This is a genomic window from Actinomadura sp. GC306, from assembly GCF_004348665.1.
Taxonomy (GTDB): Bacteria; Actinomycetota; Actinomycetes; order Streptosporangiales; family Streptosporangiaceae; genus Spirillospora.
In genome coordinates this window covers 1-15,964 of sequence record NZ_SMKM01000149.1, presented here as the reverse complement: position 1 = coordinate 15,964, position 15,964 = coordinate 1, and the positions used below count along the sequence as shown (strand labels likewise).

14 protein-coding genes are annotated in these 15,964 nt (G+C 73.1%); 9 read left to right on the top strand and 5 right to left on the bottom strand.

Annotated features, from left to right (window positions below; all coding sequences use genetic code 11):
• Window positions 1-186: 186 nt before the first annotated feature.
• The 3 genes from E1200_RS20420 to E1200_RS20410 all read right to left on the bottom strand — a co-directional run bounded on the left by E1200_RS20420 (window position 187) and on the right by E1200_RS20410 (window position 3,479).
• Window positions 187-534, bottom strand: a complete 348-nt coding sequence (locus E1200_RS20420) for a DUF1330 domain-containing protein (RefSeq protein ID WP_131953654.1) — start codon at window positions 532-534, stop codon at window positions 187-189.
• A gap of 103 nt (window positions 535-637) precedes the next feature.
• Window positions 638-2,500 carry a dihydroxy-acid dehydratase gene (gene ilvD / locus E1200_RS20415; protein ID WP_131953653.1) on the bottom strand — a complete coding sequence of 621 codons (1,863 nt, stop codon included), beginning with the start codon at window positions 2,498-2,500 and terminating at the stop codon, window positions 638-640.
• A gap of 253 nt (window positions 2,501-2,753) precedes the next feature.
• Window positions 2,754-3,479 (bottom strand): nuclease-related domain-containing protein, encoded by a 726-nt coding sequence (locus E1200_RS20410; protein WP_243708715.1) that lies wholly within the window; start codon window positions 3,477-3,479, stop codon window positions 2,754-2,756.
• Between the two features lie 356 nt (window positions 3,480-3,835).
• Between E1200_RS20410 and E1200_RS20405 the strand changes: the two genes are divergently transcribed.
• Window positions 3,836-5,260: an amidase gene (locus E1200_RS20405; RefSeq protein WP_131953651.1), complete on the top strand. Its 1,425-nt coding sequence runs from the start codon at window positions 3,836-3,838 to the stop codon at window positions 5,258-5,260.
• A gap of 28 nt (window positions 5,261-5,288) precedes the next feature.
• Window positions 5,289-7,394, top strand: coding sequence for a 4-alpha-glucanotransferase (gene malQ, locus E1200_RS20400; protein ID WP_131953650.1), 2,106 nt, complete (start codon window positions 5,289-5,291; stop codon window positions 7,392-7,394).
• Here malQ and E1200_RS20395 read toward each other — a convergent pair.
• Together E1200_RS20395 and pepN are read right to left on the bottom strand one after the other, a co-directional pair.
• On the bottom strand, window positions 7,375-8,370 hold the full coding sequence (locus E1200_RS20395) for a hypothetical protein (protein WP_131953649.1): 996 nt from the start codon (window positions 8,368-8,370) through the stop codon (window positions 7,375-7,377). The genes malQ and E1200_RS20395 overlap by 20 nt on opposite strands.
• 86 nt (window positions 8,371-8,456) lie before the next feature.
• The gene (gene pepN, locus E1200_RS20390) at window positions 8,457-11,036 is read right to left on the bottom strand and encodes an aminopeptidase N (protein ID WP_131953648.1); all 2,580 of its coding nucleotides are present in this window, start codon (window positions 11,034-11,036) and stop codon (window positions 8,457-8,459) included.
• Between the two features lie 166 nt (window positions 11,037-11,202).
• On the opposite strand from pepN, the gene E1200_RS20385 reads away from it, so the two are divergent.
• The 7 genes from E1200_RS20385 to E1200_RS20360 all read left to right on the top strand — a co-directional run.
• Window positions 11,203-11,817, top strand: a complete 615-nt coding sequence (locus tag E1200_RS20385; protein WP_131953647.1) for a disulfide bond formation protein DsbA — start codon at window positions 11,203-11,205, stop codon at window positions 11,815-11,817.
• Window positions 11,818-11,939: 122 nt separating this feature from the next.
• Complete coding sequence (locus E1200_RS20380) at window positions 11,940-12,635, top strand: energy-coupling factor ABC transporter permease (protein ID WP_207933456.1); 696 nt, start codon at window positions 11,940-11,942, stop codon at window positions 12,633-12,635.
• Window positions 12,636-12,646: 11 nt separating this feature from the next.
• Window positions 12,647-12,988: a PDGLE domain-containing protein gene (locus tag E1200_RS34425; RefSeq protein ID WP_207933455.1), complete on the top strand. Its 342-nt coding sequence runs from the start codon at window positions 12,647-12,649 to the stop codon at window positions 12,986-12,988.
• Window positions 12,988-13,752, top strand: coding sequence for a cobalt ECF transporter T component CbiQ (gene cbiQ / locus E1200_RS20375; protein ID WP_131953646.1), 765 nt, complete (start codon window positions 12,988-12,990; stop codon window positions 13,750-13,752). The genes E1200_RS34425 and cbiQ overlap by 1 nt, the downstream gene beginning before the upstream one ends.
• Window positions 13,749-14,501: an ABC transporter ATP-binding protein gene (locus tag E1200_RS20370; protein ID WP_131953645.1), complete on the top strand. Its 753-nt coding sequence runs from the start codon at window positions 13,749-13,751 to the stop codon at window positions 14,499-14,501. The genes cbiQ and E1200_RS20370 overlap by 4 nt, the downstream gene beginning before the upstream one ends.
• 114 nt (window positions 14,502-14,615) lie before the next feature.
• Window positions 14,616-15,563, top strand: coding sequence for an ATP-binding protein (locus E1200_RS20365; RefSeq protein WP_131953644.1), 948 nt, complete (start codon window positions 14,616-14,618; stop codon window positions 15,561-15,563).
• A gap of 45 nt (window positions 15,564-15,608) precedes the next feature.
• A partial coding sequence (locus tag E1200_RS20360; protein WP_131953643.1) for a hypothetical protein occupies window positions 15,609-15,964 on the top strand: 356 nt, incomplete at its 3' end.

Genomic DNA, 15,964 nt, shown 5'->3' with positions numbered 1-15,964 from the left:
GGCGGAGGCTGCTGCTCCTGACCCGCCGGTCGATCCGTGCTACGCGTTCCGCGCGGCGCGGAAGCCGCCTCTTCTGAGCCTGCCCGGCCGGCGCAGGGCGCACGCTGCTGCTTCGGCGTGCCCGGTGTTCCGAGTGCGTGCTCCGAGCGCGTCCTGACGGCCCGGCCGGGTCTTTGAACGGTCGCTTCAGGTGTTCTGGGCGGCGTGCAGGGCGGCGGCTGTGGCGGCCGGGTCGTAGTTCTCGGGGACGCCGGGTAGGAGGACGGCGGTGCCCTTCATGTTGTCGGTGCGCATCGGGAGGATCGCCTGGTAGGCGTCCGACTCGTACCAGTTCCTGGCCTTGTCGGTGTCGGGGAACTCGATCAGGACGTACATGCCGTCCAGGGGCCCCTCCACCACTTCGGGGACGCTGCCGTGGACGAGGAAGCGGCCGCCGAACGGGTCGAGCGTGGCCTGGATGCGCCGCATGTAGACGAACACGTCGTCGTGGAGCGGCGGCTGCGGGTGCAGGTGGGCCAGTGCGTAGGCGGTCATCGCGTTCTCCTTCGAGTGGTGCGGCCGGGGCCGGTGGGCCCCGGCCGGTGTGTCCACTCTGGCCCGTGCGGGGGAACGAAGGCGATTACCTGCCGGGTAATGCTCAGCCGTGCGGGCGCTCCAGCTGGCCGACGTCGCGGGCGGCGCCGGTGGAGGCCGACGTCGCCATGGCGGCGTAGGCGCGCAGGGCCGCGCTGACCGGGCGGTGCCGGTCGCGGGGCCGGTAGCCGCCGAGGTCGGCGAGGAGCTTCTCGCGCCGGATCTCCAGCTCGTCGGCCGGGACGTCGAGCTCCAGGATCCGGTTCGGGATGTCGATGACGACCGGGTCGCCGTCCTCGACGAGGGCGATGATGCCGCCGCCCGCGGCCTCCGGGGAGGCGTGCCCGATGGACAGCCCGGACGTGCCGCCGGAGAACCGCCCGTCGGTGATCAGCGCGCACGCCTTGCCGAGCCCGCGGCCCTTGAGGAAGGACGTCGGGTACAGCATCTCCTGCATGCCGGGGCCGCCCTTGGGGCCCTCGTAGCGGATCACGACGACGTCACCGGCCTTGACCCGGCCGCCGAGGATGCCCTCGACGGCGTCGTCCTGCGACTCGAACACGACGGCGGGGCCGGTGAACGTCCACAGCTCCTCCTCGACGCCGGCGGTCTTGACGATCGCGCCGTCGGGGGCGATGTTGCCGCGCAGGACGGCGAGGCCGCCGTCGGCGGTGTAGGCGTGCTCCACGGAGCGGATGCAGCCGTTCTCGCGGTCCAGGTCGAGCGACTTCCACCGGGCGCTCTGCGAGAACGCGGAGGTGCTGCGGACGCCGCCGGGCGCCGCGTGGAACATCTCCACGGCCTCGGGCAGCACGTCGGGGGAGCGGACGTCCCACTTGGCGACGAGCTCGTCCATGGACGCGGAGTGGATCGAGTGGGCGGAGCTGTGCAGCAGCCCGCCGCGGTTCAGCTCGCCGAGCAGGGCGGGGATGCCGCCGGCGCGGTGGCAGTCCTCGACGTGGTACTGGGCGGTGGCGGGGGCGAGCTTGCAGATGCAGGGGACGCGGCGCGACAGGTCGTCGATGTCGGCCAGGCCGAAGTCGACGCCCGCCTCGGTCGCGGCGGCGAGCAGGTGCAGGATCGTGTTGGTGGAGCCGCCCATCGCGATGTCGAGCACCATGGCGTTCGCGAACGCCTCGCGGGTGGCGATGTTCAGCGGCAGGACGGACTCGTCGTCGCCGTCGTAGTAGCGGCGGGCGACGTCCACGACGGTGCGGCCGGCGTCCTCGTAGAGGCGGCGGCGGGCGGTGTGGGTGGCGAGGACGGTGCCGTTGCCGGGCAGCGCGAGCCCGATCGCCTCGGTGAGGCAGTTCATCGAGTTGGCGGTGAACATGCCGGAGCAGGACCCGCAGGTCGGGCAGGCGCTCTCCTCCATTTCGAGGAGCTTCTCGTCCGACATGGAGGCGTCGGCGGACGCGATGATCGGGTCGATCAGGTCGAGCTTGTTGCCGTCCATGACGCCCTCGACGGGCTTGCCGGCCTCCATCGGGCCGCCGGAGACGAACACGGTCGGGATGTTGAGGCGCAGCGCGGCCAGCAGCATCCCCGGGGTGATCTTGTCGCAGTTGGAGACGCAGACGAGGGCGTCGGCGCAGTGCGCGTTGACCATGTACTCGATGGCGTCGGCGATGACCTCGCGGGACGGCAGCGAGTACAGCATCCCGTCGTGGCCCATGGCGATGCCGTCGTCCACGGCGATGGTGTTGAACTCGCGGGGCACGCCGCCGGCCTCGCGGACGGCGCCGGCGACGACCTTGCCGACCTCGTCCAGGTGGACGTGGCCGGGCACGAACTGGGTGAAGCTGTTGGCCACCGCGACGATCGGCTTGCCGAAGTCCTCACGCTGTACGCCGCTGGCCCGCATGAGCGCGCGGGCGCCCGCCATGTTCCTGCCATGGGTGACCGTGCGTGACCTGAGCGGTGGCATGTGGACCTCTCCAGACTGTGGTGTGACGTGCGGCGATCCCGTGGTGGGGATGTGAACGATGCCGCAGCGGCGGATCCCGGCGCTGCCGCCGGCTCAGCAGAGGTCGCGCGGGCCGGCCCGTGGCGTCGATGCTACCAACCGGTGCGCGGGCATGAGAAAGGCCGGGACGCGGACGTCCCGGCGCGGCCCGAGGCACGGCGGAGCGGCCTCGGGCCGGGGCACACCGGCGGTGGTGCTCGCCGGAGACTTCGTCCTAGTCCGGGTACTTGGGCGGCAGGGCCTGCTGCGCGGCCTCGAAGATCAGCTCGACGTCGCCCTCGGTCAGGATCCGCGGGCGGCGCCGCAGGTAGGCGCGTGCCCGGTTGCCCGCGTAGACGTCGACGTCGCGGACCCGCATGACCTTCCACGGGATGGACGGCCCGTAGATGGCCACGGACGGCTGCACCGGCACCTCGAAGCCGACCCGCTCGGCGAGGATGCTGCTCGCCTGCTGGGCCTCCCAGCGCGCCTCGTCCAGGCGGTCCTTCTTGTTGAAGGGGCCGTGGAAGAGCTTGAGGTGGGACATGGTGCGCACGGGGAGGCGCTTGTCCCACTTCTCGGAGTCGATGGCGTAGACGCCGCTCGGCCCGATCACGAGGTGGTCGATCCGCCCGTCGCTCACGCCGTCGTCGTCGCGGGGGACGGCGCGTGCGTGGAGCACGACGTACCCGTTGCGCTGGAGCGACTTCAGTTGCTTCTCGGTGCGCCGCTCCGCGGCCGAGGACTTCCGCCACGCGGTGACGGAGGAGCTCTTGCGGGACCGGCGGACGGTGTCGCCGATCACCACGAGGACCGCGACCGTGAGGCCGAGCCGCCAGCTGGAGAGCAGCAAGGCGATGAGGCCCGCGCCGGCCGCGGCTCCCGCCGTCGGCAGCCAGCGGCGGATCCGGGGATCGGTGAGCAGTGCGGCCGCGGTGCCCTGCCCGGGGAGCTCCCTCACCGGAGCCTGGTCCTTGTGGTCACGAGTTTCCTCCGACCCCGTCTCCTGCGTCGCCGTCGCCCCCGCGGCCTCCGGCCGTTCCCGGGAATGTGTCCGGGATTCGTGTGTGTCGCCCCGCTCCGTCGTCGCCATGAGTGACGCTCCGTATTCCTCTCCCATCGGGGGCATGATCCTCCGTGCGCAGAGTAATCACCGGGACGATGGACGACCAGTCGTGCAGGGTTAATAATTTTGTCGCCGTCCGCGGGTGAGTAACTGCCGTTACGGATGGGTATGCCGGTAATCTTCTCCTTGCTGCCACGCAGTTGGCCCTGCCCTCATTGATGCCCGCGCACACGGCCTCTAGCGTTCGGTTCGTGACACAAACCCATGACCTCAGCGCCACCCGGATGGCCGCGGCCGTCCGCACCCGGGAAGTATCTCCCGTCGAACTCACCGACCACTATCTGACCCGTATAGAACGACTCAACGAGCAGGTCGGCGCCTACGCGACGGTGACCGCCGACCGGGCGCGCGAGGAGGCGCGGCAGGCCGAGAAGGCCGTCATGGACGCGGCGGATCCGGCCGACCTCCCGCCGCTGCACGGCGTCCCGGTCCCGATCAAGGACCTCAACATGGTCAGCGGCGTCCGGATGACGTTCGGTTCGAGCGTCTACGCCGACCTTGACGGGTTCGCCGACGACAGCGTGGTGACGCTGCTGCGGGAGGCGGGCTCGGTGCTCCTCGGCAAGACGACGACGCCCGAGTTCGGGCTGCCGTGCTACACCGAGAGCGCCGTCGCGCCGCCGGCCCGGACGCCCTGGGACCTGTCCCGGTCGGCGGGCGGCTCCAGCGGTGGCGCCGCCGCGGCGGTCGCGGCGGGCCTGGCGCCCGTCGCGCAGGGCAGCGACGGCGGCGGGTCGATCCGCATCCCCAGCAGCGTGTGCGGCCTGTTCGGGCTCAAGCCGACCCGGGGCCGCGTCTCGCAGGGGCCGGTCATCCCCGACCTGTTCGGGCTGTCGACGAACGGGCCGATCGCGCGGACCGTCCGGGACGCGGCGCTCCTGCTGGACGTGATGGCGCGCCCCATGCCCGGCGACCTGTACGCGGCGCCGCCGGTCGAGGGGACGTTCGCCTCGTACGCGGAGCGCCCGCCGGGCCGGCTCCGGATCGCGCGGAGCCTGGAGACGGCCGTGCCGGGCGCCGAGGTGCACCCCGACTGCGTCGCGGCCTACGAGGCGGCGTCCGAGCTGCTGGCGGAGCTGGGCCACGAGATCGTGGACCTGCCGCCGATGCTCGGGCCGGACGTCCTCCCGCACTTCGTGACGCTCTGGGGCGTCATGGCGACGGTCACGCCGGTCGCGGAGGAGAGCGAGCATCTGCTTCAGCCGCTGACCCGCTGGCTGCGCGGGCACGGCGAGGCCACGACGGCGCCGCAGCTGTTCCAGGCGCACGCGGCGCTGCAGGGGGCGCTGCGCGCGGCGTTCCCCGTGATGGACGAGTTCGACGCGATCCTGCACCCGACGCTCGCGCAGCCGCCCGTCCCGATCGGGTACTTCCACGACCGGGAGCCCGCGGAGAACTTCGAGCGGCAGACGAAGTTCACCCCGTTCACGGCGGTCTACAACATCTCCGGCCAGCCGGCGGTGAACGTCCCGCTGCACGTGAACGCCGACGGGCTGCCGATCGGGATCATGCTGGCCGGGCGGCTCGGCGGCGAGGGCACGCTCATCTCATTGTCCGCGCAGCTGGAGGAGGCCCGTCCGTGGATCGACCGGAAGCCGGACATCTGGACGGCGTGAGCCCGGCCCCACGGGGCATGGTGCAGGCGTGTCCGACGACGAACTGAACACGCTGGCCGGACTGCACGGCGTCGCGACCCGCTACACCGACTGGCGGGGGCGCGGTGCCGAGGTCGCCCCCGACACGCTGGTGGCGGTCCTGGCGGCGCTGGGGGTGGACGCGTCCACCCCCGGCGCCGTCCGGGCGGGCCTGGACCGGGCCAGGGAACCGCGGCGCGGCCTGCCGCCGGCCGTCATCGTCCGCCGGGGCGACGGCGCGGCGACCGGCCGGATCCTCGCGGAGCTCCGCGGGCACCTCGGCTCCGGCGAGGACGCCCAGGTGGACATCGAGATGAACGCGGGCGAGGTCCTGGCACCGCCCGGCCCACCGGAAGAGGGGGCCTTCGAGCCGCTGGCCGCGGCGGCGGACGTCCCGGACGGCTGGCACCGCCTGCGGGTCCGGCGCGGCGGCCGCACCGACCGCGCGTCGCTGCTGGTGGCCCCCGCCGCGCTGCCGCCCCCGCCCCGCACGTGGGGGTTCACGGCGCAGCTCTACTCGGTGCGGTCCCGGGCGTCGTGGGGGCTCGGCGACCTGCGCGACCTGGCGGACCTCGCGGCGTGGAGCGGCCGGGAGCTCGGCGCAGGGTTCACGCTGGTGAACCCGCTGCACGCGACGGAGCCCGTCCCGCCGGTCGGGCCGTCGCCGTACTCGCCGATGAGCCGACGCTTCCCCTCGCCGATCTACCTGCGGATCGAGGACATGCCGGAGTACGCGCGGTTGCCGGCACAGGACCGGGAGCGGTTCGCCGCCCTGGCCGCCAAGGCGCGCGCGCAGGAGGGGCTCCTCGACAGGGACGCGGTCTGGGCGGCCAAGCTGGAGGCGTTCGAGGCGATGTACCGCCTGTGGCGGGCGGACGCCGACCCGGGTTACGCGGAGTTCCGCAGGCGCGAGGGCGCGGCGCTGGACGGCTTCGCCACCTGGTGCGCGATCAGCGAGGAGCAGGGCACCACCGACTGGCGCCGCTGGCCGGACGCCCTCCGGGGCGCTGCCGCCGGCGGCGGGGCGGCGGACGTGCCCGGGTACCGCTCCCGCGCCGAGTTCCACGCGTGGCTCCAGTGGCGCCTGGACGGGCAGCTCGCGGCGGCGCAGCGCGCGGCGGTGGACGCGGGGATGCCGGTCGGCGTCGTCCACGACCTCGCGGTCGGGATCCCGCACGGCAGCGCCGACGCCTGGATGTACCGGGACATGCTCGCGTCCGGGATGAGCGTCGGCGCGCCGCCGGACGAGTTCAACCAGCGCGGCCAGGACTGGGGCCAGCAGCCGTGGCGGCCGGACGCGATGGCCCGCGACGGCTACCGGCCGTTCCGCGAGATGGTGGCCGCCGTGCTCCGGCACGCGGGCGGCATCCGCCTCGACCACGCCATGCAGGTGTCGCGGCTGTGGTGGGTGCCCGAAGGCGCGTCGCCCGCCGACGGCACCTACGTCCGCTACGACCGCGACGCGCTGCTCGGCTGCCTGACCTGGGAGGCGGCGCGCTTCGGCGCCGTGGTCGTCGGGGAGGACCTCGGCACCGTCGAACCCGAGGTGCGGGAGGCCATGGCCGACCGCGGCGTCCTCGGGACGTCGCTGCTCTGGTTCGAGCGCGACGCGGCGGGGCGTCCGAAGCCGCCGGACCGGTGGCGCGAGCTGTCCCTCGCCACGGTCGGGACGCACGACATGCCGCCCATCACGGGCTTCGTCCACGGCGACCACATCGCCCTGCGGGACCGCCTCGGCCTCCTCACCCGGACCCGCGCCGAGGAGGAGGACGACCACCGCCGCCAGCTGGCCGACTGGCTCGGCCTCCTGCACGACGAGGGCCTGCTGGCCACGCCGCCCGCCGACATCGTGCGCGCGCTGGCGGACGGCTCGACCGCCCACGACGGGGAGATCGTGGCCGCTCTGCACGCCTTCCTGGGCCGCACCCCCGCCCGCCTCAGGGGCGTCTCGCTCGCCGACGCGGTCGGAGAGCGCCGCACCCAGAACCAGCCGGGCACCACGGACGAGTACCCGAACTGGCGCGTCCCCCTGGCCGACGCCGAAGGCGCACCGGTCTTCCTGGAGGATCTCGGCGCCGCCTTCGTCGACCCGAGCCTCAGGCGAGGGCCGCGGTGATGCGGTGGCTGACGTCCCGCAAGAGGGTGTCGGGACGCAGTTCGGCCGCGGCGATGGCGGAGAAGAGCTCGGGGAGGCCCGGCAGCGGGTAGGAGTCGCCGGCGCCGGCCATGGCCTTGTGCCCCGGCCCGCGGCGGGACAGCGACTTGCGGGCGCGTGCCCAGGCCGTCTGGACCTCCTCCGGGGACGGGACGCCGAACCCGTGCCCGACCGGCGCGGCGTGCCGCAGCTTCACCAGGGCGCCGTCGGTGAAGTCGGCGGCGAGCTTGCAGCGCTCGGTGAGGTCGGCCCGGACCGACTCGTCCAGCCGGCCCATGACCGAGCACGGGGTGCGGCAGCGGGCGGCGCAGTCGCCGAGGGCGGCCGCGACCTGGCTGTGCTGGCGGTCGAGGTAGGCGCGCCACCCGGACGCCGGTTCCCGCGCGACGCGCAGGGTCCGCTCGCAGGCGGAGCGCTCCGGGCGGGTGTGGTCGCACACGCGGGCCGAGCCCGGCTCGACGGGGACGCCGAAGCGGCTGCCCTCGCCCGTCACGGCGGCGCCGATGCGGGCCGGGTCGCCCGCGTGGCCGAGCACCGGCTCCCACGCGAGCAGGGGGAGGTACTCCCCGGCGATGTGGACGGCGGCGACGAGCGCGGCCATGTCGCGCCGGTGCCAGCGGATCGCGATGACCTCCAGCAGGAGGGCGTAGGCGGGGCGGAGGCTGCCGAGGGCGCCGCGCGGGTTCTCCCGCGGCCGCTGCGGCATGCGGCTGGCGCGGGCGCGGTCGAGCAGGTCGGCGGGGACCTCGCCGGTGGCCTCGGGCATGCCGAAGTCCTCGGCGTCCAGGTCGAGGACCCGCTGCCCGAACGCGCACAGGGCGGCGACGGTGCCGGCATGGTGGCCGGGGAGGACGGTGCCCTGCGTGATCAGCGCGGCCAGGTCACCGAACGCGTACCGCCGTGCCAGTGCCGTCAGAACGTCCTGTGCGGTCTCCAACGCGATCCTCTCCCGCGGCCCTCGCCCCCGTGACCGCCAACGATCCCACGGTCACGGGGGCAGGGGACAAGGGCGGGGGAACGCGGTCAGGCGGACTCGGCGTCCGTCGCGCGGGCGCGCAGCGCGCGGGCGACCCCGTCGCGCCCCTCCGACAGCAGCCGGGCGAGCGCCGGCGGGGGCTTCTCCTCGGAGATGTAGGACTCGGTGCGGTCCACGGTGGACTGCTCGATGACCAGGAACGGGTAGGCGACCTCCGCGAACGTCTGCGACATGTCGCTGCTCCACTCCCGCCAGATGCGCCCGACCTCGGCGAAGTAGCGGTCGGCGTAGGGCACCAGCAGGTCGGACTGGTCGGGCTCGACGAACCCGCCGAGCGTGGCCCGGAAGACGGCGTTCGGCAGGTCGCCGGAGGTGATCCGCTCCCACGCGGCGGCCTTCGCCTCCGCCGTCGGGATCGCGGCCCTGCAGGCGGCGGCGTGCCGCTCGCCCGCGGCGGTGCGGTCCCGCTCGTGCTCGGCGTCGATCTCGGCCTCGCCCGCCTTGCCGGTGACCACGAGGCGGCGCAGCAGGGTCCAGCGCAGGTCGGTGTCGACGGTCAGGCCGTCGAGGACCTGCGAGCCGTCCAGCAGCCCCTGGACGAACGCCAGGTGGTCGTCCGACACCGCGGACCCGGCGAAGGCCTGGGTGTAGGCGAGCTGGAGGTCCGAGCCGGGCTCGGCGTCCCGGGCCAGGGCCGCCAGGGTGCCGGCCAGGAGCGCCTGGCCCTCGTTGCGCCACGCCGGGTCGGCGTACTGCTGGACGGCGAGGCGCGCCTGCCGCAGCAGCGTCTGCGTGACCGCGATGTCGGTGACGCCGCGGATGCCCTTCGCGACGAGCCGGACGTAGTCGCGGGTGGCCATCTCGGCGTCGCGCGTCATGTCCCAGGCCGCCGACCAGCACAGCGCACGCGGCAGGCTCTCCCTGATGTCGCCGATGCCCGCCTCCTGCTTCAGGGGGGCCGACCCCCCTGTACCCCCCGTGGAGCCGATGAGGGTTCCCTGCGAGTGCTCGTCCAGCCGGATCTTCGCGTAGGTGAGGTCGTCGTCGTTGACCAGGACGAGGTCGGGGCGCTTCTTGCCGACGAGCTCCGGGACCTCGGTCCGCGCGCCGACCACGTCCAGCTCGACCCGCTCCCGCCGGACGATGCCGTCGGCGGTCCTGTCGTACAGCCCGATGGCGAGCCGGTGCGAACGCAGCGTCGGGTAGTCGGGCTTGGCCTCCTGCAGGACGGCGAACGACGCGAAGTTCCCGTCGCCGTCGAGCTCGTACTCGGGCCGCATCGTGTTGACGCCCGCGGTCTCCAGCCACTCCTTCGACCACGCGGCGAGGTCGCGGCCGGACATCTCCTCCAGCGCGCCCAGCAGGTCCGTCAGGACGGTGTTGCCCCACGCGTGCCGGTCGAAGTAGCGCCGCACCCCCTCCAGGAAGTTGTCGAGGCCGACATAGGCCACGAGCTGCTTCAGGACGGACGCGCCCTTGGCGTAGGTGATCCCGTCGAAGTTGACCTCGACGGCGCGGATGTCGGGGATGTCGGCGGCGATCGGGTGGGTGGACGGCAGCTGGTCCTGCCGGTACGCCCACGCCTTCTCCAAGTTCGCGAACGTCGTCCACACCGAGGTCCAGTGGGTGGCCTCGGCCATGCACAGGACGCTCATGTACGTGGCGAACGACTCGTTCAGCCACAGGTCGTCCCACCAGCGCATGGTGACGAGGTCGCCGAACCACATGTGCGCCATCTCGTGCAGGATCGTCTCGGCGCGCCGCTCGTAGGCCGCGTCGGTGACCCGCGACCGGAAGACGTAGTCCTCCAGGAAGGTGACCGCGCCCGCGTTCTCCATCGCGCCCGCGTTGAACTCGGGCACGAAGAGCTGGTCGTACTTGCCGAACGGGTACTCCCGGCCGAAGACCTTCTCGAAGTAGGCGAACCCGCGGCGGGTCACGTCCACGATCGCGTCCGCGTCGAGGTGCTCGGCCAGCGACGCGCGGCAGAACACGCCGAGGGGGATGACGGTGCCGTCGTCGCGGCGGTACTCGTCCCGGACGACGTGGTACGGCCCCGCGATGAGCGCGGTGATGTAGGTCGACATGCGCGGCGTCGGCGGGAAGCGCCACGTCCCGCCCTCGGCCGAGGCGGGAGCCTCGTTGGTGACGACCTCCCAGTCCGCGGGGGCCCGCACCGTGAACTCGAACGTCGCCTTCAGGTCGGGCTGGTCGAAGCACGTGTACATGCGGTGCGCGTCGGCCGTCTCGAACTGCGAGTACAGGTAGACGCCGCCGTCGACGGGATCGACGAACCGGTGCAGGCCCTCGCCGGACCGGGAGTAGGCGCAGTCGGCCACGACCCGCAGCTCGTTGTCCGCGGCCAGGTCCGGCAGCGGCAGGCGCCCCTTCCCGGAGTCGTAGGACGCGGGATCCAGGGCCTTGCCGTTCAGCGTCGCCTCGCGCACGACGGCGCCGTGCAGGTCGGCGAACGTGGACGCGCCGGCCTCCGCGCAGCCGAACCGGATCACGGTGGTGGAACCGAAACGCTCCTCACCCGCCGTCACGTCCAGGTCGACCGCGTACGACTCGACGGTGAGCAGCCGGGCCCGTTCCCGCGCCTCATCGCGCGTGAGGTTGCCTGCCACATGAACTCCTTGGTCGGCTTCATTCGCTTGGTTCCCCATGTCTACCAACCGAAGCCCGATCCGGCCCGCGTGCCACGGGCATTGGAACCTTTACGCGGGCGGGAATCGGGACCGCCGCGGCTCGGTTGTCGCTTCCAAGACCCCGTTCTCGCTGTAGGAGGCGACGTTGGCCAAGGATGCTGCCACCCCCGTCGATTTCTGGTTCGACCCGCTGTGCCCGTGGGCGTGGATCACCTCCCGGTGGATCCTCGAAGTGGAGAAGCTGCGCCCGATCGAGGTGCGCTGGCACGTGATGAGCCTGTCCGTCCTCAACGAGGACAAGGACGTCCCCGAGGAGTACCGCAAGGGCCTGCGGGACGGCTGGGGCCCGGTGCGGGTGTGCATCGCCGCGGAGCAGAAGTACGGTCCGGAGGTCCTCGGCCGCCTCTACACCGAGATGGGGACGCGCCGCCACCACGAGCGGCAGGAGTTCGGCCGCCCCTACTTCGAGGCGGCGCTGACCGCGGCCGGGCTCGACCCGGCGCTCGCGGACGCCGCCGAGTCGACCGCCTACGACGAGGCCGTGCGCGCGTCCCACAAGGACGGCATCGACCGGGTCGGCCAGGAGGTCGGCACCCCGGTGATCGAGGTCGAGGGCAGCGCGTTCTTCGGCCCGGTCGTGTCGCCGATCCCGCGGGGCGAGGCCGCCGCGCGGCTGTGGGACGGGGTCGTGGCCGTGGCGGCGACGGACGGCTTCTTCGAGCTGAAGCGCAGCCGGACCAGGGATCCGATCTTCGACTGACCGGCCCGGGGCACCGCCGGCCGCAAGTCACATATATCTCGCTATTGCGAGACTATTGCAACTGCGCCCGGGACGCCGCACACTTGGTGGGTCGGCAGGAACCGGTGAGGCGGTGGCGGCAGGTGCATGTACCCGATGGCTTCATCAACGCGCCCGTATCGATCGCGGCGGGCGTGGTCGCGGTGGCCGGCGTGGGGCTCGCGCTGCGCGGGGCGCGGCGCGAGCTGGACGACCGGACCGCGCCCCTCGCGGGGCTGACCGCGGCTTTCGTGTTCGCCGCGCAGATGCTCAACTTCCCCGTCGCCGGCGGGACCAGCGGGCACCTGCTCGGCGGCGCGCTCGCGGCGATCCTCGTCGGGCCCTACGCCGGCATGGTGGCCGTGTCGGTCGTGCTGATCCTGCAGGCGCTCCTGTTCGCGGACGGCGGCCTCAGCGCGCTCGGCGTCAACATCATCCTCATGGCGCTGGTCACGGTCGTGGCCGGCTACGGGGCGTTCCGGCTGCTGCTGCGGGTGCTGCCGAAGACCCGGGCGTCGGTGTCGGGCGCCGCGTTCGCGGCGGCCCTGCTCTCGGTGCCCGCGTCCGCGCTCGCCTTCACGCTGATCTACGCGGTCGGCGGGACCGCGGACGTGTCGATCGGGACGGTCGCCGCGGCGATGCTCGGCGTCCACGTGCTGATCGGCATCGGCGAGGCGCTGATCACCGCGGTGACCGTGTCGAGCGTGCTCGCCGTCCGGCCCGACCTCGTGTACGGGGCGCGCGGCCTGCTGAAACCGGTCGAGCTGCGGACCGTCCGGCCCGCGACGTCCGAGGTCTGAGGAGAAGCCGCATGACCACCAAGCGTTTCTTCGCCGCGTTCCTCCTGGTCTCGCTCGTCCTCGCGGGCATCGTCAGCCACTACGCGAGCGGCAGCCCGGACGGCCTGGAGAAGGTCGCCGAGGAGGAGGGCATCAGCGCCGAGGAGAAGGACCACGCGCTCGGCGACTCCCCGCTCGGCGACTACGGGGTCGAGGGCGTCGGCAACGAGTGGGCGTCGGTCGGGCTGTCCGGCGTCATCGGGGTCGGGGCCGTCCTGCTGGTCGGCGGCGGGCTGTTCTGGGCCGTCCGCGGGCGCGAGCCCGCCGGGGAGGCGCGGGAGAAGGCTTCGGCGGGATCGTCCGGGCAGGACTAGTGGGCGCGGGACACGCTCACCGGCTGTACCTGCCGGGCACCTCGCCGGTGCACCGGCTGCCCCCGCAGACCAAGATCGTCGCGGTGGTGGCGTTCGTGCTGCTGGTCGTGGCGACCCCGCGCGAGCGCATGTGGGCGTTCGCGGGGTACGCGCTGCTGCTCGCGGGCGTCGCGCTGCTCGCCCGCGTGCCGTTCCCGACGGTGGCGCGGCGCACCGTGATCGAGGTCCCGTTCGTCGCGTTCGCGTTCCTCATCCCGTTCGTCGCGCAGGGGGAGCGGATCACCGTGCTGGGGCTCCAGGTCAGCGAGGGCGGGCTGTGGGACGCCTGGAACATCCTTGCCAAGGGCACCCTCGGCGTGGTCGCCTCCATCCTGCTCGCCGCGACGACCGAGCCGCGGCTGCTGCTGCTCGGCATCGAGCGGCTCCGGATGCCGCCGCTCATCACGCAGATCGCCGCGTTCATGCTCCGCTACATGGACGTCGTCGCGGCCGAGCTGGGGCGGATGCGGGTCGCGCGGGCGTCCCGCGGCTTCGAGGCGCGCGACCTGCGCGCGACGCGCGTGCTCGCCCGGTCGGTCGGCGCGCTGTTCCTGCGCTCCTACGAGCGGGGCGAGCGCGTCCACCTGGCGATGGTCAGCCGCGGGTACGACGGCCGTATGCCCGTCCTGCACGACGTTGGCGCGACCGCCGCGCAGTGGACCGCCGCCGCCCTGCTGCCCTCGGCCGCCGCGCTCGTCGCCCTCGCCGCCTGGATCGCGCCGTGACCCCGTCCCTGGAGGTGGCGGGCCTCGCCTACGCCTACCCCGACGGCACGCAGGCCCTCTACGGCGTGGACCTCACGGTCGGGCGCGGCGAGCGGGTCGCGCTGCTCGGGCCGAACGGCGCCGGGAAGACGACGCTCGTCCTGCACCTGAACGGCATCCTGCACGGCGGGCTGGGCGAGGTCCGGGTCGGCGGCCTCGCGGTCGACCCCGGTGACCGCAAGGCGCTGCGGGAGATCCGCCGCCGCGTCGGCGTCGTCTTCCAGGACCCCGACGACCAGCTCTTCATGCCGACCGTGCGGGAGGACGTCGCGTTCGGCCCGGCCAACCTCGGGCTGCGCGGCGCCGAGCTGGACCACCGGGTGCGGGCCGCGCTCACCGCCGTCGGCATGCTGGACGTCGCCGACCGGCCGCCGCAGCATCTCAGCTTCGGCCAGCGCCGGCGCGTCGCGGTGGCGACCGTCCTCGCGATGGAGCCGGAGATCCTCGTGCTGGACGAGCCGTCCTCCAACCTGGACCCGGCGAGCCGCCGGGAGCTGGCGGAGATCCTGCTGGGCCTGGACGTGACGGTCCTGATGGTCACGCACGACCTGCCGTACGCGGCCGAGCTGTGCCCGCGGTCGGTGATCCTCTCCGGCGGCGTCATCACGGCCGACCGCCCCACCCGGGACCTGCTGATGGACGCCGAACTCCTCGCCGCGCACCGGCTGGAACTGCCGTTCGGTTTCGACCCGGCCGCCGCCGTCCGCTGATCTTTCCGGCGAACCCGGGCGTTCCAGACGCGCGCGTTTGCCTCCTCCCGTGCCCTCCGCCAGACTCGGAATTCCGACACTGGTAACGGTTTTCATATCCGAAAAGAGGGCAATGTGAAGGTTGCATTCGTCGGCAAGGGCGGCAGCGGCAAGACGACCCTGTCGTCGCTGTTCGTCCGGCACCTCGCCGGGCGCGGCCTGCCGGTCGTCGCCATCGACGCCGACATCAACCAGCATCTCGGGATCGCGCTCGGCCTGGACGAGGGCGTCGCCGCCAAGATCCCCGCGCTGGGCGACCGGCTTCCCGAGATCAAGGAGCATCTGCGCGGCGACAACCCGCGCATCTCCGCCGCGTCCGCGATGGTCAAGACCACCCCGGCCGGCCGGGGCTCGCGGCTGCTGCGGTTCCGCGGCGACGACCCGTTCCACGAGGCCGGGCAGGAGGTCGGCGGCGTCACGCTGCTCGCCACCGGGCCGTTCAACGACGACGACCTCGGCGTGTCCTGCTACCACTCCAAGACCGGTGCGGTGGAGCTCTACCTCAACCATCTCGTGGACGGCCCCGGCGAGTACGTCGTCGTCGACATGACCGCGGGGGCCGACACGTTCGCGTCCGGGCTGTTCACGCGGTTCGACCTCATGTTCCTGGTCGCCGAGCCCACCCGGAAGGGCGTCGGCGTCTACCGGCAGTACACCGACTACGCCCGCGACTACGACGTGGCCATCCGCGTCGTCGGCAACAAGGTGCAGTCCGAGGACGACGTCGCCTACCTGCGCGAGCACGTCGGGGACGACCTGCTGACCTGGATCGGCCAGTCCGCCGCCGTCCGGGCGCTGGAGCAGGGCCGGGCCGGCCGCGAGCTGGAGGACGGGAACGTCGCCGCCCTCGACCGGATGCGCGCCGAGGTCGACGCGTGCGTCCGCGACTGGGACCGGTTCCAGCGGCAGGCCGTCGAGTTCCACATCAAGAACGCGCGCCGCTGGGCCAACGGCGCGACGGGGGAGAACCTGGAGGAGCAGATCGACCACGGATTCCGCTTCCCCGCCGCCTTTCCGGGGTAGGCCGGGCCCTACCGGCAGGGTCGGATCGCCGTTAATCTGCCCGCCATGACGATGCGGCGGATGGCGGCCATGGCGGGCGGCGCGGTGGCGCCCATCGCACTCCTGGCGTTGCTCTTCAACAACCAGTGGGTGGTCGGCGCCATCCGGGACGGCGACTTCGACTACAGCGGCGGGATCGGGCCGCTGGTGGCGACCCTCCAGTTCCCCCAGTGGCGGGTGACGGCGGGGGAGGGCACCTGGAAGTACCTCTTCGCCCTGGACTTCACGTTCCTGCTGTTCCTCGTCCTGCTGGGGCTGCTGGCGTTCGCCGGCGCGCGGGCGATCGACCCGCGCGGGGGCGTGCTCGGCGCGCTGGTCACCGGCTGGTGGGCCACCGCCGTCGCGGGCGGGGTGGCGGGCAT